Source organism: Streptomyces sp. NPDC006872 (assembly GCF_040635845.1).
Classification (GTDB): Bacteria; Actinomycetota; Actinomycetes; order Streptomycetales; family Streptomycetaceae; genus Streptomyces.
The window spans coordinates 1-20,090 of the sequence record NZ_JBEYIL010000044.1; the positions used below are offsets into that span (position 1 = coordinate 1).

The 20,090-nt window shown below is 68.4% G+C and carries 15 protein-coding genes and 3 pseudogenes; 6 read left to right on the forward strand and 12 right to left on the reverse strand.

Annotated features, from left to right (window positions below):
- Nucleotides 1–1,075: 1,075 nt before the first annotated feature.
- On the reverse strand, nucleotides 1,076–1,609 hold the full coding sequence (locus tag ABZ725_RS52015; RefSeq protein ID WP_358809387.1) for a hypothetical protein: 534 nt from the start codon (nucleotides 1,607–1,609) through the stop codon (nucleotides 1,076–1,078).
- A 798-nt stretch (nucleotides 1,610–2,407) separates the two neighbouring features.
- Entirely contained in the window at nucleotides 2,408–2,536 is a 129-nt protein-coding gene (locus ABZ725_RS52020; protein ID WP_358809388.1) for a hypothetical protein, read from the reverse strand.
- Nucleotides 2,537–2,824: 288 nt separating this feature from the next.
- On the opposite strand from ABZ725_RS52020, the pseudogene ABZ725_RS52025 reads away from it, so the two are divergent.
- The 3 genes and pseudogenes from ABZ725_RS52025 to ABZ725_RS52035 form a co-directional block, all read left to right on the forward strand.
- Nucleotides 2,825–3,003: pseudogene (locus ABZ725_RS52025) on the forward strand (alkaline shock response membrane anchor protein AmaP); the annotation flags it as partial.
- Between the two features lie 129 nt (nucleotides 3,004–3,132).
- Nucleotides 3,133–3,504 (forward strand): low affinity iron permease family protein, encoded by a 372-nt coding sequence (locus tag ABZ725_RS52030; RefSeq protein WP_358809389.1) that lies wholly within the window; start codon nucleotides 3,133–3,135, stop codon nucleotides 3,502–3,504.
- 149 nt (nucleotides 3,505–3,653) lie between these two features.
- On the forward strand, nucleotides 3,654–4,898 hold the full coding sequence (locus ABZ725_RS52035) for an IS4 family transposase (protein ID WP_358809390.1): 1,245 nt from the start codon (nucleotides 3,654–3,656) through the stop codon (nucleotides 4,896–4,898).
- Nucleotides 4,899–5,185: 287 nt separating this feature from the next.
- Here the strand turns inward: ABZ725_RS52035 and ABZ725_RS52040 are convergent.
- Nucleotides 5,186–5,434: pseudogene (locus ABZ725_RS52040) on the reverse strand (HAD family hydrolase); the annotation flags it as partial.
- A gap of 122 nt (nucleotides 5,435–5,556) precedes the next feature.
- Nucleotides 5,557–6,000 (reverse strand): class I SAM-dependent methyltransferase, encoded by a 444-nt coding sequence (locus tag ABZ725_RS52045; RefSeq protein ID WP_358809391.1) that lies wholly within the window; start codon nucleotides 5,998–6,000, stop codon nucleotides 5,557–5,559.
- Here ABZ725_RS52045 and ABZ725_RS52050 point away from each other — a divergent pair.
- Nucleotides 5,980–6,867 (forward strand): annotated as a pseudogene (locus ABZ725_RS52050) (helix-turn-helix transcriptional regulator). The gene ABZ725_RS52045 and the pseudogene ABZ725_RS52050 overlap by 21 nt on opposite strands.
- 487 nt (nucleotides 6,868–7,354) lie before the next feature.
- On the opposite strand, the gene ABZ725_RS52055 reads toward ABZ725_RS52050, so the two are convergent.
- From ABZ725_RS52055 to ABZ725_RS52090, 8 genes are all read right to left on the reverse strand, one after another.
- Nucleotides 7,355–7,930, reverse strand: coding sequence for a hypothetical protein (locus ABZ725_RS52055; RefSeq protein WP_358809392.1), 576 nt, complete (start codon nucleotides 7,928–7,930; stop codon nucleotides 7,355–7,357).
- A 603-nt stretch (nucleotides 7,931–8,533) separates the two neighbouring features.
- Nucleotides 8,534–12,394, reverse strand: a complete 3,861-nt coding sequence (locus tag ABZ725_RS52060; protein ID WP_358809393.1) for a helix-turn-helix domain-containing protein — start codon at nucleotides 12,392–12,394, stop codon at nucleotides 8,534–8,536.
- Between the two features lie 637 nt (nucleotides 12,395–13,031).
- Nucleotides 13,032–13,874, reverse strand: coding sequence for a transposase family protein (locus ABZ725_RS52065; protein WP_358809394.1), 843 nt, complete (start codon nucleotides 13,872–13,874; stop codon nucleotides 13,032–13,034).
- A gap of 62 nt (nucleotides 13,875–13,936) precedes the next feature.
- Nucleotides 13,937–14,392, reverse strand: coding sequence for a hypothetical protein (locus tag ABZ725_RS52070; protein WP_358809395.1), 456 nt, complete (start codon nucleotides 14,390–14,392; stop codon nucleotides 13,937–13,939).
- A 108-nt stretch (nucleotides 14,393–14,500) separates the two neighbouring features.
- Complete coding sequence (locus ABZ725_RS52075) at nucleotides 14,501–15,367, reverse strand: GNAT family N-acetyltransferase (RefSeq protein WP_358809396.1); 867 nt, start codon at nucleotides 15,365–15,367, stop codon at nucleotides 14,501–14,503.
- Nucleotides 15,368–15,825: 458 nt separating this feature from the next.
- Nucleotides 15,826–16,035, reverse strand: coding sequence for an IS3 family transposase (locus ABZ725_RS52080; RefSeq protein ID WP_358809397.1), 210 nt, complete (start codon nucleotides 16,033–16,035; stop codon nucleotides 15,826–15,828).
- Nucleotides 16,005–17,267 carry an MFS transporter gene (locus ABZ725_RS52085; protein WP_358809398.1) on the reverse strand — a complete coding sequence of 421 codons (1,263 nt, stop codon included), beginning with the start codon at nucleotides 17,265–17,267 and terminating at the stop codon, nucleotides 16,005–16,007. The genes ABZ725_RS52080 and ABZ725_RS52085 overlap by 31 nt, the downstream gene beginning before the upstream one ends.
- A gap of 15 nt (nucleotides 17,268–17,282) precedes the next feature.
- Nucleotides 17,283–18,050, reverse strand: coding sequence for an SDR family NAD(P)-dependent oxidoreductase (locus ABZ725_RS52090; protein WP_358809399.1), 768 nt, complete (start codon nucleotides 18,048–18,050; stop codon nucleotides 17,283–17,285).
- Nucleotides 18,051–18,106: 56 nt separating this feature from the next.
- Between ABZ725_RS52090 and ABZ725_RS52095 the strand changes: the two genes are divergently transcribed.
- Both ABZ725_RS52095 and ABZ725_RS52100 read left to right on the forward strand, forming a co-directional pair.
- Entirely contained in the window at nucleotides 18,107–19,114 is a 1,008-nt protein-coding gene (locus ABZ725_RS52095) for an ArsR family transcriptional regulator (RefSeq protein ID WP_358809401.1), read from the forward strand.
- Between the two features lie 158 nt (nucleotides 19,115–19,272).
- Nucleotides 19,273–20,052, forward strand: a complete 780-nt coding sequence (locus tag ABZ725_RS52100) for an IS30 family transposase (protein ID WP_358809400.1) — start codon at nucleotides 19,273–19,275, stop codon at nucleotides 20,050–20,052.
- Nucleotides 20,053–20,090 lie beyond the last annotated feature (38 nt).

The following is a 20,090-nucleotide window of genomic DNA, read 5'->3' on the forward strand; positions in this document are numbered from 1 at the left end:
GCTACGAACGCAAGGCCGCTCACTTCCTGGCCTTCACCAGCATCGCCTGCACCCTCATCTGCTACCGCAGACTCGCCAAATGAGATGGCCTCTTACGTGGCTTTGTCCACGAGAACGTTTCTCGCGGACGAGGCCACGGTGGGGTGATGTCGCCTGGCGGCTCCTCACGGAGCAGCGCGGCGAGGTCCGTGCTGAAGCAGGCGATGTGCACGGCGAACGTGTTGGTCGTGGCGGGCTACCCGGCACCGCCGCCTTCGGGCTCGGCTCCCTCGTGGGGTAGCCGAGCCCGAAGGCCAGCAATAGCAAGGCCGGGGATCCCACTTCAGAGCAACCGGTCCCGGCGGGTGTGCGAGCCCGCCCGGACACGCGCCCCTTCGGCAGCATTCAGGATTCCTCGAAGAGCAGGTCCTCAGACTGATGCAACATCCTTACCGTGTGACCGTTCAACAATTCAACGACATGGGCTCCGAGACTGGTCGTGCTGGCAGTCCGAGGCGACCCCGACGACACGCCAACTTCGGCGGTGCATGAGATAAACCTTTAGGGCGTCGCTGCGGACGGCGGGAACTGTCCGTAGCCACGGCCGAACGGCTTTGTGGCGTCGGTGAGGTCGAGAGACAAGAAGGTGTACGGCGTCGAGAGCGGAAGTTGGTTCATGGACACGGACGGCGTGCTGGCGGAAGTGGGGTGAAGCCCTGGGCCAGCGGGTGACACGTGGGCGAGCCGGGGCCGGCTGACACCGGACCCCAGCAGTGAGCACGGCCGACTCTGCGTTCCAGGGCCTGCCAGCCGCCGCTGAACGCGGCGAGGATGCCGATGACCAACGGAAGCCACACGGATATCAAGGCGGTTACGCTCACGAGCGGCATGGCGGCCGTCCTTCCTGGTCGTCGCGGTGGGCAGCGTCGCGCTGCCCACGCTGCCGTCCCGAGCTTGCCAAGCGAGGTTGGCGCCCCTGCTCGCGATCGAGGATCCGACAGCCGGACGGGGCTCGGTCGGCCTGCGGCAGCCGCAGCGGCCCGACCGCGTCAGCACCCTCGCAACAGCCGGACAGTGATCGCTCTCACCGTGCTGCTCAGGACGTGATCGGGTCGCTCTGGCTGCGGTGCGGGTGCGCGGCGTGGATGTATTTCATGGCGGTGCGGGGGGAGAGGCCGAAGAGGCGTATGAGGTGGAGGGGGTCGTCGGTGTGCTGGGCCTCGTTGAGGATGCGGTCCACGCGCAGGCGGCCGGCCTGGTGGCCGTGGGCGCGTAGGGGCTTGTTGATCGCCTGGATCGACACCGGGGGCTGGGTGTCGTCGGTGGCGGTGCGGGCGGTGACCAGCAGGTAGGGGCTGGTGGTGGGCCAGAGTCGGTGGCGTTCGGCGAGCCACTGTCGTGCCAGGCGGTGGGTGAGTTCGTCCAGGTAGACGGTGTGGATTGGCTTGCCGGTGCGGCGCACGAGGAGGGTGGCGTGGCTGTGGTCGAGGTCGTCCAGCAGCAGGTGGCGCTGGTCGTGGGTGCTCAGGGCGTGCACGGCGGCGAGGACGTAGCTGAGCCGGTCGCGGGTGTGGGGGAGGCGGTCGAGAGTGCCGTGCAGCAGGTCGTCGGCCAGCGGCCTGGGCAGCACGACGGCGGTGGTCAGGGAGACGGTGCGGGCCGGGTCGCGGAAGATGAGTTTCTCCCGTTTGAGGGCGCGGAACAGCGAGCGCAGGGCGGTGGCCAGGGACTTGGCGGCTTCTCCCTGTACCGGTTCGAGGGCCTGCTCGATGTGGGTGCGGGTGACGGCCCGCAGATCGGTGACGCCGTCCTCGTACCAGGTGCGCAGCGGGGGCGCGGCCAGGCGCAGGTAGGTGTAGATGGTCGTCGGGGCGAGCGGCCGGCTGGGGCGTGGGGCTGTGCCGCACAGGACGTCGATCCACCGGTTGAGCGGGCCGCAGAACGGGGCGGGGGGCGGTGTCGGCGAGGTGCCGGGCCCGGGCCGGAGCCGCGTCCGAGTGCCGGTCGGGGGCGAGGCGTCCGGTCAGGCGCAGGTAGTTGATGACGGGGGCGCCGTGGAAGTGCTTGCGGAGGGCGATCAGCCGCACGTCCTGCTCCGGCAGCGGGGCGTCGGCTCCGAGGTGGGCGAGCAGGACGCGCAGGGTGCGGATGCTCCCGTTCATGCGGCCGGCGTCCCAGCCGCGGCTCTTGATGTGGGCGACGAACCCGTTCAGCAGGATCCGGGCGGCCGGGGTCAGGGCCGGGAGGTGTCGTTCGTCCAGGTGGGTCCAGTCGCGCGGCAGGTGGAGGAGCTCCAGCTGGCCGGGCAGCGCGAGATGTTCGGAAGCAGGGCGGGCGGCCCGCGAGGCGCGGATGGCTTCGCGGCGCTTGCGCTGGAGACGGCGGCGCACATAGCGACCGCGTTACCAGCGGCCGAGGAGTCGGCTCGCTACTCGGTCACGACATTGAAGGCGGGGTACACCTCGGGCGTGAACTCCGGCATCCCGACCTCCTGCGCAAACGGCACAAGGGTCTCGGCGAACCGCTCCCAGGTCTCCTGGGATTCCCAGACGTCCACCACAAACCATCCCGTAGGACTGGGCCCGGCAACGTGCGAGATGATGCCGGGCACCGGCCAGTCCGAGCGACCCTTGACCAGACCGCGTCCACCGGTCACTGCGGGCGGTCTGCTCGTACTGGGCCTGAGTGGCTCCGATCATGTCCAGAACTACTATGATCGCCATAGCGGCTCCTTCCGGAGTGTTGATCACTGTGCGCTCGCATGCCCTCCACATGCCCGCAGGACGGGAGGAACACGGGGGGCCTCGGGGAACGACGGAGAGTCACCAGCGAACCCTTCCGCCTCTCGCGGGCTAACGTGTGGCTGACGGGCCGGCGTACTGCTCCGGTCGCACGAATGCGGCTGTGGCAGGAGCCTCACGGGAACCAGAGCAGACCCTGGGTCGACTCAGCCCGGAAACGCTCGCACGCGCACGGGACTCGGCAGGCCTGGACCGTCTCCCGCTCAGGGAAGTCCGTCTACGGTGCCCACCGCGTCGACCAGAAACCCTTCGCCGCATACCAGGACGGAATCTCGCCGAATCCGCGGGACGGTCCGTCCTGGCCGGGCGTGGCAGCCCTCGGGCAGGCCACCGTCCGCTGTAGAGAATGGGTATGATTCTCAAGCATCCGTCCGACCGCGGAGGCTCGCGGAGCAAGCCGTTTGAGAGGCTGGCCGAGAATGCCTCACGGTTCACCAGTTCAGCAGCGTTCTTCGTGATCTGCCTGATCCTGGTCGCCGTGGCTGTCACGTTGCACGTGATCGACTTGCCGATCACGTGGCTTCTGTTCGTGGGCGAGGCGATGTCGGCGGTGACCCTGCTCCTGGTGGCGCTGCTGAAGAACTCCGAGCTGCGGGCCGAACGCGCCGTCCAGCGCAAGCTGGACGCCATCGCAGCAGCCCTGCTGGAAGGGCAGGAGGGCGGCGGCCCTGGAGAAGCACACCAGCAGCTACGGTCCACCCTTGGCAGGGAAGAGAACTCCTGATACGCCCGGTTCGGCACAGCCCTAATTGCCATGGGCGGCTTCTTCTTCGGTACAGCGTGCCTCATGTTCGGCGGGCTGGGCGTCATCGGCCCGTAAGGGCTTGCAGGGAAGCAACACCTTGATTCCCTGCAAGCCCTTAGGGTTGCCGCATGGCTCAGGGCTCCGTGGGTTCGGGTGGGATCGTCGTGCGGCCGGACCAGGTATCGCTGGGAGTCTTGGTCGCGGCGGTGCCGCGGTTCAAGGTGGATGAGGCCGCGGCGGTTTGCGGGGTGGCCGAGCAACGCCGGGGCGGGAAGCTCCCTCCGCACGTGACCGCCTATCTGGCGATGGCGCTCTGCCTCTTCTCCGACGACGCGGCCGAGGAGGTCGCGCAGAAGGTCACCGGGTCGCTGTCGCAGTTCGGCGTGTGGGATGCCGCGTGGGAGCCGCCGACCTCGTCGGGGATCACTCAGGCACGCAAGCGGTTGGGTCGCGACGTGCTGCGGGAGACGTTCTACCGGGTGGCCGAGCCCGTTGCCACCAGCGAGACCCGGGGCGCGTGGCTGCGCGGATGGCGGCTGATGGCCATCGACGGGTTCGATCTCGACCTGCCCGACTCGGCTGAGAACGCGGCCGAGTTCGGTTACGCCGGCAACGACCAGTCCCGCTCTGCCTTCCCCAAGGCCCGGGTGGTGGCGGTGGTCGAGTGCGGATCGCACGCCTTCATCGATGCCGAGGTCGGGCCGTGGAATCGGAGCGAGAAGGCGATGGCGGCAACGCTGCTGCCCTCGATCTCAAACGACTGGCTGCTGCTGGCCGATCGCGGCTTCTACAGCTTTGCCGCGTTCAGCGCCGCCGTTCAGACCGGGGCAGCGCTGTGCTGGCGGGCACCGACGCAACTGTCCCTGCCGGTCCTGAGGGTCCTGTCCGACGGTACGTATCTGTCGGCCCTGGTCGATCCCCGCCTACGTGGCCACAAGCGGGAGGAACTGCTGCAGGAAGCGAGGAACGGCGCGAAGCCGGACCCAGCCGCAGCTCACGTCGTGCGGGTCATCGAATACGACGTCCCCGACCGCGACGGCGGGGAACTGGTCTGCCTGATCACCACGGTCACCGAGCCGGAGTCCGCGACCGCCGCCGAACTAGCCTCCGCCTACCACCAAAGATGGGAGGAGGAGGCCGCAAACGGCCAGCTCAAGACAGTCCTACGCGGCCCGGGAAAGGTCTTGCGGTCCAAGAGCCCGGACCTGGTCCACCAGGAGATCTGGGCCTACCTGCTGGTCCACTACTCGATCAACTCGCTGATCTGCCGGGCTGCGACCGGCGCCGACATCGACCCGGACCGGATCAGCTTCCTCAGAACACTGAACATCGTCCGCCGCACCGCCACCGGGACAGCGGCCTTTCCCCCCTGAACCTGGGAAGCGGTCAAGACCGATGTCCTCGCCATGCTCGCCGAAACTGCAACCCCGCACGCCGCCACCGCTCCTACCCACGCGTCGTCAAACGCGCCCGCCACAATTCCTACCGGGTGAAGAGGACTTCGGACGCAGGCACCCGCCACGCGAAGCCGCCCGACCTGAACTTCGCCTGCCTCGAGGTAGTCCTGCCTGCCACGTCAAGATCAACTTAAGCTTCGTGGCATTGCCCCCAGGGCCCGCGACGTAGATGCGCCGTCTTAAGGCCAGTGGTCTTAGCCTGATTCGTCCAGGCGCTCGCCGCGGCCCGCCGCCTCGCGTGCTCGGTACTCCGCGGCCACATCGATGCCTGGGCGAGCCAAGCGGCGAGCCAAGCGCAGGGCCTCTGCGTTACCCCGCCCCAACGCGACAACAGCGCCTACGAGAGCGGACAGGGTATGGGGAGGCATGTCCAGCCAGTCGGCCCAGGACCTCCAGTAGCGATCATCCTTAGCGATCGTCTTGCCGACGTCGAACACGATGGTCTCAATCACCGTGTGAGAGTACGACTCTCATGACACCCGGGCAGCATGCCCGCCCCTGTGGCGGTACTCCTGCTCCTTCCCCGGTCCTGAGATGAGGGGCCGTCGACGCGACGGTTCGGTTCGGGGGAGTGTCAGGCGGACCAGGCCCCTACCAGCAGTGTGCCCAGTACGGCGGGGTCGGGATTGGGCAAGATCCGTGCGTCGATGTCGACGAAGCCGTGGCGCTTCAGGATGTCAGCCCACTGTTGCGCGGTGTACTGCCACCGGTACACCGTCAGCTCTGCCTCGCGTCCCTCCAGCCACTTCCCGCTCATCTTCTGCGCGCCGTGCTGGCCGGTGATCGGCTCACGGTGGGAGAACGCGAAGACACCACCGGGCTGTAGCCGCTTGGCGCCCAGAGGGAAGAGTTCCTCTGGATCGGTGAACCACACAGCGCCCCACGTCGAGTAGACGGCGTCCCACTGGCGCAGGTCGTCACGGAGGAATGCGCAGGCTTCGGCGTGGACGAATTCCAGCCCGGGGAGGTCGGCCCAGAAGCTCTGCGCTCTGTTCACCTGGACGGGAGAGAAGTCCACGGCGGTGACACTGACTTCCAACAGGCCAGGGAGACCCTCGGACTCCGGCTCCGGGAACTGCGACTCTCAGTCCCAGGAGGCCGGCTTACCGGCACCCAGCTCGCCCAACGCCTTGGCTGGCCACACTCCAAGATCTACAAGCTCGAGAACGGACAGCAAACGGCGACAACACAGGACCTGCGAGCGTGGGCCGATGGCGTCGGCTGGCCCGCGGTCTTCGACGAACTCGACGCCCGCCTCAAGGGGTTCGAGTCCCACATCCGCTCCTGGCGACGCCAACTCACGGCCGGACACCAGCCTGTGCAAGACAGCTGGAACCTCGAGGTCGGCCGGTCCCAGACCATCTACGTCTGGGAGGAAGCAGTCGTTCCCGGCATGCTCCAAACCGCCGACTGCGCCCGCCACATGTTTCTCCAGTACGCCAACCTTCACGACACGGTGCGCGACACCGACGACGCCGTACGCGCCCGAATGAAGCGCCAGGCATGACTGTACGAAGGCGACCACACGCTCCATGCCCTCATCTGGGAGGCCGCACTCCACGCCCTGATCTGCCCGCCGTCCATCCTCGCGAGCCAGCTCGACCGGCTCATGGGCATGGTCGGCCTGGACACCGTAAAACTGGGGATCATCCCACTCAGCGCACCCCTTAAAATCCAGACAGCCAACGGATTTTGGGTTCTGGACGACCGGCTCGTGATCACCGAAGACTGGCACGCTGAGACATGGCTTGACGACCCCGCGTCCATCGCCACGTACATGAAGGTATGGCACGCCCTGCGGAAGTCGGCCGTGTACGGCGCTGAAGCGCAGAGCGTGATCGCGCGAGCACGCCGAGACAAGCGACCTCCAACTGCACCCAGCTGACCTCTATCCGCCACCGCCCCGTAAACCGTTCTCAGTTCCACCTTGCTGCCTCACGCTGTACTTGGCGGCACCTGTCGCCGGATTTCGGCGCCTCCTGGCAAACGGCGAATCGGCGTACATGAACTGGCCACGGACGCGGGTGTGGGCCAAACTGCACCGCGTGGTGCTGGACCGGCTCGGTGCAGAAGGCCCGTACTGGTCGGGCTGCGCGATCGACTCGGTCAATCACCGCGCTCTGACGGTCGAGCTGTCGGACCTTCTCTTCACGAGCCAGCGACGCCTTTTTCCGGTGAGTCTCGCTCAGTTGGTGCAGGCGCGCGCCGACTACGAGGGATATGACGAGCAGTACGGCGATGATGGTCCACTTTCAGTCCACGCGGCGCAGGCTGCTGGCTTGGCGCATCGTGGCGCGCCCTGTCAAACGAGAGACCCACCGCGTGACGGAGCCCCGCCCAGACCAACTCGGTGCGGGGCTTTAACGTCTGCATCAGCCCCCTTGGGTCGCCACGTCGGTGATCTCCACGGATACCTTCGTGCCCGACGACGCTGTACTGATCATGGACGGCCTGTAATTCAGTCTCGTCTCGTTCGACAGCTCGGCCGTCTGGATGACCGGTCCGGACTCGTCGCCCTGGATCTCGTAAGTGATCTCGTACACCACGTCCGGATCGATCCCGTTGAAGACCCCCACGTAGGTCAACTCCGGTTCGACCGTCACGTTGCAGCCCGCCGAGCCGAAGCATTGCCGTGAGGTGGTGCGCAACTCCATTGTGAAGTCGTCGGCGTCGAGGTCGGAATATGTCGGCTCCATCTCCGTCTCCGGCGACGATTCCGCCACAGCGGCGGCGGTGCCCTCCATGCCGTAGAGGCTGGGCCCGGCTGCCGTGGTCGGCTCGCTGTCGTCATCGCCGGACTGCGTGACCACGATGCCGGTCGCGACGATCGCGGCGATGACGGCGGCAGCGGAGCTGATGATGATGGCGTTGGTCCGCGACTTCTTCGCCGCCGGCTCGGGCGGCGGTGGTGGCATAGCGGGCATGTGTGGCGGCGTGTCGTGGCTCATGGATCCCCCCTGGATCATTTATGGGTGGAGGCATGATGCGCAGCTGTGGAGACGGCGTGAAGGCGGAAGCGCCGGGTTGTGACCCGAACGGGTGAAGGCTCAGCTAGACGTCGCTGGTCCAGTTGGTGCCGTCGAAGGTGGCAGGTGAGCGCATAGAACGCCGGGCGCGCCGGATGGCCCTCGGTACGAAGCCCCGTCCGGACGCCGTGACCCGTGCACAGGTCCGGGATGAACACCTCGATACAGGTGGGCAAGGGGGCGTGCGGCGCTGTCACGAGTCGAATCCGAGACTTGGTAGGGCTTGGTCAGGTGCGGGGTGTGGGTATGTCGCGGTGGCAGGAGGAGCAGGCGCCGGTCCAGGTGGCGAGGAGTATCGGCGCAGGCTTGGTCGCTGACCTTGGTGCCGAGGGCGGGTTCGGCGGTGGTGGCATTGAGCTTGGGAGCCCGTTCGGCGGCGAGGCCGGCGTTGGCGGAGCTGGGCTTGGCTGCCTCCGTCGCCGCTGGATGAGCAGCCGGTGGTGTGGCTGCTTCGTCTCCTCAATGGCCCGTCCGCACAACGCTTGTTCATCCGTGAGCGCGGCACGGCTGCCTATTGGTTGGCGATCAGGACGAGTCCGTCTGCGTCGATGGATACTCTGGGCATAGCCGCTTATACGGTATATCTCCTACATAGAGGGTCCATTCTTGGAGTGTCAGGTTGCGGCCCGCGCGACTGCACAGCTGGTGTGCCCATCGTTGCGGCACGGGTGTGAGCCGGGCGGTCCGGTCCCAGGAGGCCGTGGCCAGCGTGCCGCCGTCCGGGCTGAAGGTCACTGCCGTTACCCAGCCCGCTGCGTCGCCGAGTGTGGCGAGGGGGCGGCCTCCCTGCTTCTTGCCCCGCTCTGAGGAGTCGCCGAGGTCGTAGAGGCGGGCCGTGCGGTCGCGGCTCGCGGTCGCCAGGGTCCTGCCGTCTGGGCTGAACGCTACGGCGGTCACCTCGTCGGTGTGGCCGGTGATCGTGCGGACGACGACACCGGTTGTGACGTCCCACAGGATGGCGGTGCCGTCGCTCGGTGCGACGGCGAGCGTCTTGCCGTCGGGGCTGAGGGCCAGAGAGTTGAGAACGCGTCCGTCGTGGCCGAACCGTGCGGTCGTCCGGTGGGTGCGGGTGTCCCAGAGACGGGCGGTGCCGTCGGTCGATGCGGTCGCCAGCCTCGTCCCGTCCGAACTGAACGCCACCGCGTCCACCCAGCCGCTGTGTCCGCGCAAGGTGGCGAGGCAGTGGTGGGTGCGGGTGTCCCACAGGCGGGCGGTGCCGTCGGTCGATGCGGTCGCCAGCCTCGTCCCGTCCGAACTGAACGCCACCGCGTCCACCGCGCCGGTATGCCCGCGCAGAGTGACGAGCACCTGATGTGTGTGGATGTCCCATAGGCGGACGTTGCCTTGTTGGTCGCCGGTCGCAAGGTGCGGGGCATGGGGCTGGAAGGCGACCGCGAGCACCGGATCGGTTCCCTCGGCGAGGACGGCGGTCGTACGGCCGGTGCGTGCGTCCCACAGCCGGGCCGTGCCGTCCCTGCTCCCGGTCGCCAGCGTGCGCCCGTCGGAGGCGAAGGCCACGGTGTCGAGGTAGCCGCTGTGCCCGGTCAGCGCGGCTCCCGCACTCCGGACCGTAGTGCCCCACACGCGTGCAGTGCCGTCCGAGGAGGCGGTCACGACGGTCTTGCCGTCCCGCGCGTAGGCCACCGCATTGACGTCGCCCGTATGGCCGTCCAGGACACCGGGCTCCTGGTGGCTTCGAAGGTCCCACAGGCGGGCGGTGTCATCCCAACTGCCGGTCAGCAGGGAACGTCCGTCGGGTCCGAACGCCACCGCGCTCACCACACGGGTGTGCCCGCGCAGCGTGGCCGAACCACGCAGCGTCTTGGTGTCCCAGAGGCGGGCGGTACCGTCGGCGGAGCCCGTTGCCAGCTTCTTGCCGTCAGGACTGAACGCTACCGCGTAGACCTCGCCCCGATGGCCGCGCAGGACAGTGGGCTTGCGCGTGCCGTGCAGGTCCCACAGCCGCGCCGTGTCGTCCCAGCTGCCGGTCGCCAGGGTCTGTCCGTCGGGTCCGAACGCCACCGCGCTCACCTTGCCGGTGTGTCCGGTGAGTGTGGCGAGGGAACGGCCCGTGCGCCGTTGCCACAGATGGGCGGTGCCGTCGGCGGAGCCGGTGGCCAGGGTTGCGCCGTCAGGGCTGAACGCCAGGGCGTCGACACCGGCGACGGGGATGCGCAGTTGGAGTGAGGGCGTGGCTGTGTGTACGTTCCAGATCCCGACGGTGCCGTTGGCGGTGGCTGCGGCCAGAACGTCGCCGCCAGGGCTGAACGCGACGGCCGTGACCGCGCCGGTGTGTTCCGGCAGGACGACGGGCGTGCCGTGCCCGTCCGTCCGCCACAACCGGACGGCCGCGTCCGTGCCGCCGGTCGCCACCGTAGCGCCGTCGGGACTCACGGCCACCGTGGTGACCTTGCCCGAGTGGCCGATCAGGGGCTTCACCGGATGCGTGGGGATGGCCAGGGCGTCCTGCGCAGCGGCGTTGGTGGCGTCATCGGCCCTGTACTGCCGCCCCGCGAGGGCGAGGAGACCGGCCAGCGCCGGCCGGGTGCCGAGCAGGGCGCGGGAGTGGGCAGCAAGGCTGCTGGCGAGGGCGGCGCGGCTCTTGTCATTGGCTGTCCTGCGTTCGCGTTCGGCCGTCTGCCACTGCCAGCCCGCGACCAGCGTGGCAATGAGTGAGGCGCAGACCAGCAGCGCAAGTGCTGTGGTGAGCCGCCTCAGGTGCCGGTTGCTGCGGCGGGCGGCTTCCGCCTCCCTGGCTGCCGCGTCGATCTCGGCCGCGACGGCCGCCTCGCTCTCCTGCAAGAACACGCGCTCCAGGGGGTTGAGGTCGCGGCTGCGGCCTTGAGCCATGTCCGAGGCGCGGACCAGCCGGTGTCCTCGGTACAGACTGCCCGGGTCGCGGCCGAGTGCCTGCCAGCTCTCCGCGGCCGCCGTGAGATCGCGGTGCACCCGCAGCCAGTCACGGTCTTCGACGAGCCATTGGCGCAGCAGGCCCCAAGCCCGCACGAGTGCCTCGTGCGTGATCTGCACGACCCCGTCGTCCGCGGTGACCAGGCGCTTGTCCACGAGGCGTTGCAGGGCGACCTGGGCTGCTGCACCCTCGTGGGCCAGTTCGTCCTCGCCGACCCGGCGTCGCACCGCCTCACCCCCATCGTCCACAGTGACCAGCCGCAGCAGCAGGCGGCGGGCTGCCTGCTGCTGTTCCGGTTCGAGAGTGTCGTACATGCCCTGGGCGGTGGTGGCCACCGCGTCCCTGATGCCTCCGGAAGCCTGATATCCGGCCAGCGTCATCCGGCGGCCGTCGCCTTGCGCCCAAGTGGCTTCAAGAGCGTGGGCCAGCAGCGGCAGCGCCCCCGCATCATGACCGCCGCCCTGCACGCCCAAGTCACGCAGCAGCGTCTCCACCAGGCCCGGTTCGAACTCCAGACCCGCCGTACGCGCTGGGCCGACGATCGCCTTCCGCAGGTCCGGTTCGCTCATCGGTCCGAGCACGGCATTGTTCCTGCTCATCACCTCGGCCAGTTTCGGCAGGGCGATGCAGCGGTGAAAGAAGTCTGCGCGTAAGGCCAGCACGACCGGGACCGGCTGCGCGGTTTCCCCTAAGCCAAGGGCCATGTCGACCAACTGGTCCACGAAGGCAAGGCGTTCCTCCTGGTCGGTGCACTGCGTGAAGATCTCCTCGAACTGGTCGACGATCAGAACGGTCGGGCCGGCCCCATCCTCGTGCAGCGTCCGCAGGTGTGAGCGCCCGAGTGCTTGGAGCGGGTGCGGCCCGGGGGTGATGCGCAGGACCGCCGCAGCGCTCTCACCGCCTTCGGACAGACAGCCTTTGCGCAGCGCAGGTACCAGCCCGGCGCTGAGCAGTGAGGACTTGCCCGCCCCTGATGCTCCCGTGAGGAAGAGGGGCGGGCCGCCGCCAAGACGCGTCCTCAACAGTCTGAGGAGTTCCTCGACCTGAACGCCCCGCCCGAAGAACCATCCAGCAGTGTCCTCGGTGAAAGCGTGCAGTCCTGGATACGGGCAGGCAGGGGGCTGGCCGGGACGCTCCGACGAATCGGCCGGGGAGGAATCCGGGGACCGTTGGGCCAGCAGATTCTTCAGGAGGAGATAGTTGCCGAGCAGGCTTTCCCAGGTCTCCTGCTTTGTCCTTCGGTCGGCTTGCAACGCGTTCAGACAGGCCTTGGTGTAGGCGTCGAACAGGGAGCGGTCAGGCGCTCGTCTGCCCCGGCCGTTCTCGAGGTCGGAAAGTGTCTGCGACGCCGACCCGATCCGGTCGGCAAGCGCCTCCTGCGTCAGACCGGAGATTCTCCGCAGTTCGCGTAGCTGGCATCCCAGAAGGCGTCGCTGCTCTTGCGCCGTGTTGTTCCGCTCGACGGGCCGCGTCATCCGACTGCTCCGGTGCAACGGCTCCGGTGTACTCCGGAGACGAACCTCACCAACCGCCTCCTACCTGGGGCTTCAGGCCGAAATTCCGAACCTGGCCGCAGGTCGAGAAGCTGGCCGCCGCTCTGGTGCAGGCTGGCCCAGGCCGGTTCGAACCCGCTCCGCACGGCTCGCCGAACTGCCGAGAATCCCACCATCGCGCAGCGCCCCCTCGCATCCCACTGCTGTCCCGCGCAGGAGCGTAAGGGCATCAGCGGGCAACGGACTTGAGTTCCGGCCAGGTCACCCCGACCCAACCCCCTTCCGAAGAAATCCGGCACGACGGCGAACGTCTGCCCCTACGAAAGGATCACGATGAACAACGAGATGGACGCATGGACGAACAACGGTCCAGGCTTCAAGGCCGGCCGAAGTCCCAGCCGCAGTCGCACAGTCCGACGGCTCAGCCGAACGGCCCTGTTCGGTCTGGTGCGCGGCAGCTCCACCGCAGTTGGCTCAGGGCTGGTCGCAGGGATCATCTGGTGGATGCGGCATCACTGAGCAGTGTGCATCGTGAAGTCGCAGGTCACGGGTCTGGCGTGAGTCGTCTTCGGGATTCTCGGGCTGATCGTGGGCGGATGCCTCCCGCGAAGATCATCGGTCAGCGGGCGATTTCGCGGTTGGTCAGCACCAGCAGGGCCCTGACCAGGACGGTCGCCGACTTCGGGTCGGTGCGGAGCTTGGTGAGGACGCGCCAGTTCTTCAGGTGGGCGAAGCTGTGCTCGACCGGGGCGCGGACTGCGGCCAGCACGGTGTTCGACAGGCTCTGGCCGGGGGTCAGGGGCCGGTTGCGGGCGGCCTTGTAGCCGGTGATCACGGCCGGGTCGGCGTCCGGGTCGTCGTTGTCGTCGAGGCCGATGAAGCCCAAGTCGGCGATGGCGCCGAGGCCGGTCGCGCGCAGATGGGCGGTGAGGTGGTCGTGCCGGCAGGCGGTGATCTCCGAGGTGCATCCGGGCCGGGCCGCGGAGACCCAGAGCAGCCGGCCACGATCGTCGGTGAGTGCGATCACGAGTAGTCCGTGGCATTTGCTCTTACCGGAGTAGTTCTTCCGGTTCGCATCTCCGGTGCGGCGTCGGGTGCGTATCAGCGAGCCGTCCAGCAGTACGATGCCGCCGCCCGGTCGGGCGATCTTCTTGAGCGCGCGGTCCAGGCGCGGGGCGCGGGCGGCCAGCAGGCCGACGACCTCGCGCACCCACCGGCTCACGGTGGTGCGGTGGATGCCGTTGCCGCCGGCCAGGTCGCCGGGCCGCTGGTCACAGCGCAGCACCGCTAGCACGATCCCGGCGATCTTCCCGGCGGGCAGCGCCCGCCACGGAGAGCGGATCTTCTTGCAGTGGCCGCGGATCAGATCGGCGAGATAGTTCAAGGTGGCGCTCGACAGCGGCAGGCGGGCGGTGTAGACAAGGCCGTCAGGGCCCTCGACGGTTTCGTTGTTTTTCCTCACACCAAACTCAACTGCCGCCGGGGGCCCGGCGGTTACGCCCACCCGCTCTTCGAGTCCGGCGACTACGGGCGCACGGTGAACTTGCCGTCACCACGCTTGTGCAGCCAGCCGCGATCGGCCAGCTTGGTCAACTTCCCGCGCAGCGGCTCCAGCTTGCCCCGGACCTCGGTGTCCAGACCCAACGCCTCACCGACGGCCCGGGTGGCGACCGGCCCGCTGGCCTGCCGCACGGCGGCCAGGATGCGCTGGTAGTCCGCCGGCAGCGCGGACTCGGCCACCCCTGACGCCCGGTCCGGGACCAGCCGCACCGCCCGACCCGCCACCTGCACCACCGGCGACCCGGCCGTTGCCCGCTCGTCAGCGAGCTGCTCGCTCATCCGCTGCCACACCCGCACCGCCACGGCCAGCTCGTCCCGCTCGGCCCGCACCTCGGACAGCTGCTTGACCAGCTGCTCTTCGAGTTCATCCAGCTCCGCGCGGCGCGCGGTGAACCGCTCATGCACCTCGGGGTCCACCATGCGCCGGAGCGTACGAGCGCAACCCGCGACGGCGGATGAGAAAGCGGAAACCCGCACCTGCCAGACGATCTACGCCCCAGACTGCCGCCTTACCGAGCAGCCCCGGCGTCAGGCCGTCCGGATCCGGTCCCGCACCTCCGGCCGCACCTCGAACCTGGCCGCCTTGTACGTGGCGACGCCGCCGACGTTGGAACTCGGCGTGCATACACGTACGCTCGACGAGCCCATCTCCCGCAGCGCGGCCGCCCCGGCCACGGTGATCGCCCGGCCGTAGCCGCGACCACGGTGGTCCTCGTGGACGCCCATCGGCTCGACTAGCCCCGGCTTCCCCGGGCCGGCCGACCACACCGTCACCACCGCCGCCACGCTGCCCTGGTCGTCATAGGCGCCCAGGCAGCGGGCGTCGGCGTAGAACGGTCCCGCCGACATCGCGTGCCAGTACTCGCGCGTAGGCCGCGAGGTGTTGAACGCCGACCGCAGGACGTCGGCGAAGTCCTGCGCCTGCTCCGGGCCGATCGACTTGATCCGCACGCCGGGGTCCTCCACCGGCTCGGTGAGGTCGCGGAAGAGCGGCGTCCACGGCTCGCCGACGCCCCAGCCCTCCTTGCTCAGCAGGTCGTGGAGCAGCAGGCCCAGCGGCGCCTCGATGGACACCGCTCCTTCCGGCAGCACGCCGCGCTCGGGCAGCGAGAAGTCCTCGACAAGCCGCCGCGCCAAGTCCTCATCCTGGAAAGCGTCCGGAGCGACCGTCATCCGCACCAGCGTCGGCGAGTCGAGCATCCCGATCGCGAGAATCCGCCCGTCCCGACTCCAGGTCCGGACCACCGCGGCCGTCTCGGCCGTTCCGAACCGGTAGTTCCAGCCGATGTCCCCGGAATGCAACTGCATCGGCGCTTCGTCGTACTGCCACTCCCGCAGCGCGGCCATGGCCTCGCGTACCCCGTCGACAGCCGGCGTACCCAGCACAATCGTCATAGCCGGGATCAGACACTCCATCCCGAAGGTCCGCAACCGATTAACCGGGCCGGTCGCTGCTCCCGCAGCGGCCCGACCAAGAGCTTCTGCTCCCGCAATAGCCCAGCAGCTTCCGTGCCCCCCGTTCCGGCCGCGCGGCGCGCGGTGATCCGCTCATGCACCTCGGGGTCCACCATGCGCCGGAGCGTACGAGCGCAACCCGAGACGGCGGGCGAGAAATCGCACCTGCCAGACGATCTACACCTCAGACTGCCGCCCACGACCAGCACGAGTACGCCGAAGACAACTCACGCCAGACCCGTGACCAGCACCTTCACGATGCACACCCCTCACTGAAGCGTATGAATTGGCAGGCCAGGGCTGGCCATCGTGGAGAACTGGCGGCCTGATGGCGGACAACGCAAGGCACTGGTCCCCACTGACTGGCTTGTCAATCCCCTCGGATCGTGGAGACCTTCCTATGCAGCCAGCCCCGTCGTGAGGCTGACCCAGTACTCGCGTTCGTAGTCGATCGGACTCTTGAAGCTGCACACGCTGTGTAGTCGACGGGTGTTGTAGAAGTCGGTGATCCAGGTCGCGATCCCGATCCGCGCTTCGGTGCGGGTGGCGAAGGTGTGCCGGTGGGCGTACTCGACCTTCAGGATGCTGTTGTAACGGAGGCGCCGCACGATGCCTGATCACTTCCACCAGCGCCAGGGTGGTGGCCGCGGCCATCCGCATTCGCCGCACGGTTCCTGGCCGGGCTTTCCTCGAACTTGTACAGCGCCAGTAGGTGGCGGGCCAGGGCGAGTGCGGCAAGCAGCGCGACGAGCACGCACACGCCCCACCAGCCAGCCTGGCTCCAGACGCGTATCCCGAGCCAGGAACCTGCGCTGCCGCCCAGGTAGGCGCAGGTCATGTAGGCGGTGTTGAGCCTGCTGCGGGCGTCGACGCGCAGGGCGTAGACGCGGACTTGATTGGCGACCATGCCGGACTGCATCGCGGTGTCGAGGAGCAGCGTGCCGAGTGTCAGGGAGGTCAGACCCAGCGTGCCGCCCCGGGTACCAATGGTGAGGATCGCGGCCGAAACGAGGACGCCAAGCATGCAGACCAGGTTCACCGGATCGGGGCCGTAGCGGTCCACCAGACGGCCGGCTAGCGGGGTGCAGACCATGGTCGCCGCGCCGACCAGGGCGATCATTCCTACCGCCTGGGCACCCAGCCCGTAGGCCGGTCCGGCGAGCAGGAGCGCCAGGCAGGTCCAGACCGCGGAGAACCCGGCGAAGACGGTTGCCTGGTAGAAGCACGAACGGCGCAGGTCTGGTTCGGTGCGCAGCAGGCGCAGCGGCTCGGCCAGGAGCGCTGTGTACGGCTGGGGGGAGGACGGGGTTGTGGTCGGCACCACGAACGCCAAGACGGTGGCGAGGATCAGGGACAGGACCGCGGCGACCAGGTAGGGGGCCCGCCAGCCCAGCCACTCACCGAGCGTGCCGCTGAAGGTCCGGGCCAGCAGCATGCCGCCGGTCGATCCGCTCAGCAGGGCGCCGATCACCGCTCCTTGGCGGTCGGCGGCCACGAGACCAGCCGCCAGGGGGCCGACGATCTGCGCGCCCAGGGTGGTCAGGCCGACAAGGGTGCTGGCGGCAATGAGGGCCGGCAGAGCCGGTGCGCAACCCGCTGCGAGCAGTGCCAGGCCAGTCAGGGCGAGGAGGACGACGAGGAACGAGCGGTGCGGGAGCCGGTCGCCGAGCGGCACCAGCAAGACCATCCCCGCCGTGTAGCCGGTCTGTGTGGCGGTCACCACCGCAGTGGCCGAATCGGGCGACACATGCAGCCCGGCGGCGACCAGTGGACCGATGGCCTGCGGAAAGTAGATGTTGCCCACTGCCACGGCGCATGTGACAGCCAGGATCAGGACCATCCGGCGGCTCATCCTTCAGTCCACCGGCCCGCCCGCGACGTAGATGACCTGGCCGGAGACGAACCCCGCCCCGGGACTTACGAGGAAGGAGGCGGTATGTGCGATGTCGTCAGGCAGGCCCACCCGGCCGACCGGGATGGACTGCTCCGCCCTGTGCCGGAACTCCTCGAAGCCCAGGCCGAGGCGCCGGGCCGAGGCCCTGGTCATGTCGCTCACGACGAATCCCGGTGCGATGGCGTTCGCGGTCACGCCATGCGGGCCGAGCTGGAGAGCGAGCGATTTGGTGAATCCGATCAAACCCGCCTTCGCGCTGGCGTAGTCGACGCGGCCAGCATCACCGACGGCGGAGATGCTCGACATGTTGACGATGCGTCCCCATCCGGCCGTCACCATGTGCGGGCAGACGGCCCGGGCGGCGAAGAAAGGGCCGCTGGGGTTGATTCCCAAGACCGTGTCCCACTGCTGCGTGGTCATGTCCACAAGGTCTGCACGGGGTCCGATGCCGGCGTTGTTGACCAGCACCGTCGGCGGTCCGAACGCGGTGGTGATCCGGGCGACGGCCGCAGTGACCGCGGCCTCGTCGGCGACATCAGTGGCGACGGCCAGCGCTGCGCCGCCGACACTTGTGATGGCCTCCACGGTATCGGCGCAGTCCGTCTCGTTCAGATCGATTACGCCGTCCGCCAAGCCGTCGCCCGCCAGGCGCCTGGCAACAGCGGCGCCGATACCTCGGGCAGCACCGGCGACAACCGCCGTCCGGTGCACATGAGTTGTGGGTGTCATGGGAGGAAGTCCACGGCATCGGCGTTGCGTCGCCAATCGATGTAGCGTATGGCTTAATGATCAGCTTTGTGCTCGGCGTCGAGGACCTCGCGGACACCCGCTTCGCCCTCTCACCCCTGCACGAAACCCTGTTCAGCCTGCGGGTGCTGCAGGATCCGGGCCTGTCGGCGCTGCATCTGCCCTGGCGCAGGTCCGTACTCGGCAGGCTCGGCACGCTCGACACCGGTCTACTGATGTCCTTGGTCGCCCAGCGGCGTACCCTCCCCGACTTCCTGACCCCGAATCCCGCGAGGTTCGCGCCAGCCTTCGAAGAAGAACTCTTCGTCGCCCGTCAGGCGTCCTGTGCTCGGGTCCGCCACGACCTGTTGCTCACGCACGCGCCCGACCCTGTTCCCGAAGCGCTCCGCGACGCCACCGCCGCCGAAGATGCACCTGTCGCCAGACTCCGCGACGCCATCTGCGATCTCCTGCGGCAGTACTGGGAGGTGGCCATCGAGCCGGTGTGGCCGCAGATGCGGCTGGTGCTGGAAGCTGACATGACCCACCGCGCCCGCCAGCTCGCCCTGGGGGGTGCCCGACTGCTGTTCGCCGACATGCACCCGAACCTGCGCTGGCAAGGCGGAGAGCTGTACATCCACAAGATGATCAGCAGGCACCGGGTTGCGGCATCTGGCCGGGGGCTGCTGCTCCTGCCGTCCGTGTTCGCACACAAGCCCGCGCCCCCCGTGAGCCCGGACGAGCCGCCGAGCCTCGTCTATCCCAGCCGGGGAGTAGCCACGCTGTGGGGCTCGGAGATGCCGAGCCTCGACACAACCGCCCTGGTGTCTCTGCTCGGTTCATCCCGAGCGAGACTGCTCAGCCTCCTGGAAGAGCCGCTGCCCACCGTAGAGCTCGCCCGCCGTCTCAGGGTCACCCCAAGCGCTGTCTCCCAACACCTGCGTGTCCTGCACTCCACAGGACTGGTCACCCGGACACGTGACGGACGGCATGTGCTGTACCGGAGAAGCGCACTCGGCGATGGACTCGCGACCGCCGCTACCAGACCGCGAACTCACGACAGCTGAGGTTCAGCCCTCCGTCTCCGCCCAACCCCGCCTGGCCGGGCGACTACCCACTCCACCAAGCCGCTGACTGGTTCCCCACCGGTGCGCCGACTCGCGCTCTCGGCAAACGATGGCACCCTCAAGTGATCAACGCACCACCCACGGATGATCGTGTGATCGTGGAGGCACAGGTGCGTGACCACGGGTTTTCGCCGGCTCAGCAGGATGAGATCTGGAGTCGCTGGCGCGAGGGGCAATCGTTCAGCTTGATCGGGCGGGCGCTCGAGGCGCCGATGCAGAACGCCCGTCGGTTCCTGCTCCAGAGCGGCGGCGTCCACCTCACCCCGCAGCAGCGCTCAGAGCGGCATCTGAGCGGCAACGAGCGCGAGGAGATTTCCCGCGGCATCGCCGCCGGGGAATCTGGCCGGCAGATGGCCGGGCGGCTGGGCCGATCGCCTTCGACCGTCTCCCGCGAGATCGCCCGCAACGGAGGCCGGGACCGCTACCGTGCCGCATCCGCCGAAGCTGCCGCCTACGCGCGCGGGCGGCGGCCCAAGCAGGCCAGGCTCGACCAACGACCGGCTCTGCGCGCTCTGGTGGAGGCAAAGCTGGCTCAGTGCTGGTCTCCCGAGCAGATTGCAGGATGGCTGCGACGCCGGTTTCCTGGTGACGCCACCATGCAGATCTCGCACGAAGCGATCTGCCTCTCGCTCTACGACCCTCGTCGCCGCGAGGCAATCGACCGCAGCCTCCCTCAGCGCCTGCGGTCAGCCAGGCCGATGCGTCGCCCGAAGATCGCCCGCCGGCCCACAGGACGGGGCATCATCCGAGGCATGGTGTCCATCAGCGCCCGCCCCGCCGAGGTCGAGGACCGCAAGGTTCCCGGCCATTGGGAGGGCGACCGTGCGACACGAAGTTGCACGAATTTGAGTGGACTGACCGATTGGAGAGGCAGTTGATGAAGCTGTAGGTGCAGTCACGGGTCTGTGTCCGTATG

Excerpts from the sequence above, each read along its gene's own strand:
- ABZ725_RS52030 (WP_358809389.1), top strand. The coding sequence starts at position 3,133 with ATGATTCTCAAGCATCCGTCCGACCGCGGAGGCTCGCGGAGCAAGCCG.
- ABZ725_RS52035 (WP_358809390.1), top strand. The coding sequence starts at position 3,654 with ATGGCTCAGGGCTCCGTGGGTTCGGGTGGGATCGTCGTGCGGCCGGAC.
- ABZ725_RS52055 (WP_358809392.1), bottom strand. The coding sequence starts at position 7,930 with ATGAGCCACGACACGCCGCCACACATGCCCGCTATGCCACCACCGCCG.
- ABZ725_RS52060 (WP_358809393.1), bottom strand. The coding sequence starts at position 12,394 with ATGACGCGGCCCGTCGAGCGGAACAACACGGCGCAAGAGCAGCGACGC.
- ABZ725_RS52070 (WP_358809395.1), bottom strand. The coding sequence starts at position 14,392 with ATGGTGGACCCCGAGGTGCATGAGCGGTTCACCGCGCGCCGCGCGGAG.
- ABZ725_RS52075 (WP_358809396.1), bottom strand. The coding sequence starts at position 15,367 with ATGACGATTGTGCTGGGTACGCCGGCTGTCGACGGGGTACGCGAGGCC.
- ABZ725_RS52085 (WP_358809398.1), bottom strand. The coding sequence starts at position 17,267 with ATGGTCCTGATCCTGGCTGTCACATGCGCCGTGGCAGTGGGCAACATC.
- ABZ725_RS52090 (WP_358809399.1), bottom strand. The coding sequence starts at position 18,050 with ATGACACCCACAACTCATGTGCACCGGACGGCGGTTGTCGCCGGTGCT.
- ABZ725_RS52095 (WP_358809401.1), top strand. The coding sequence starts at position 18,107 with ATGATCAGCTTTGTGCTCGGCGTCGAGGACCTCGCGGACACCCGCTTC.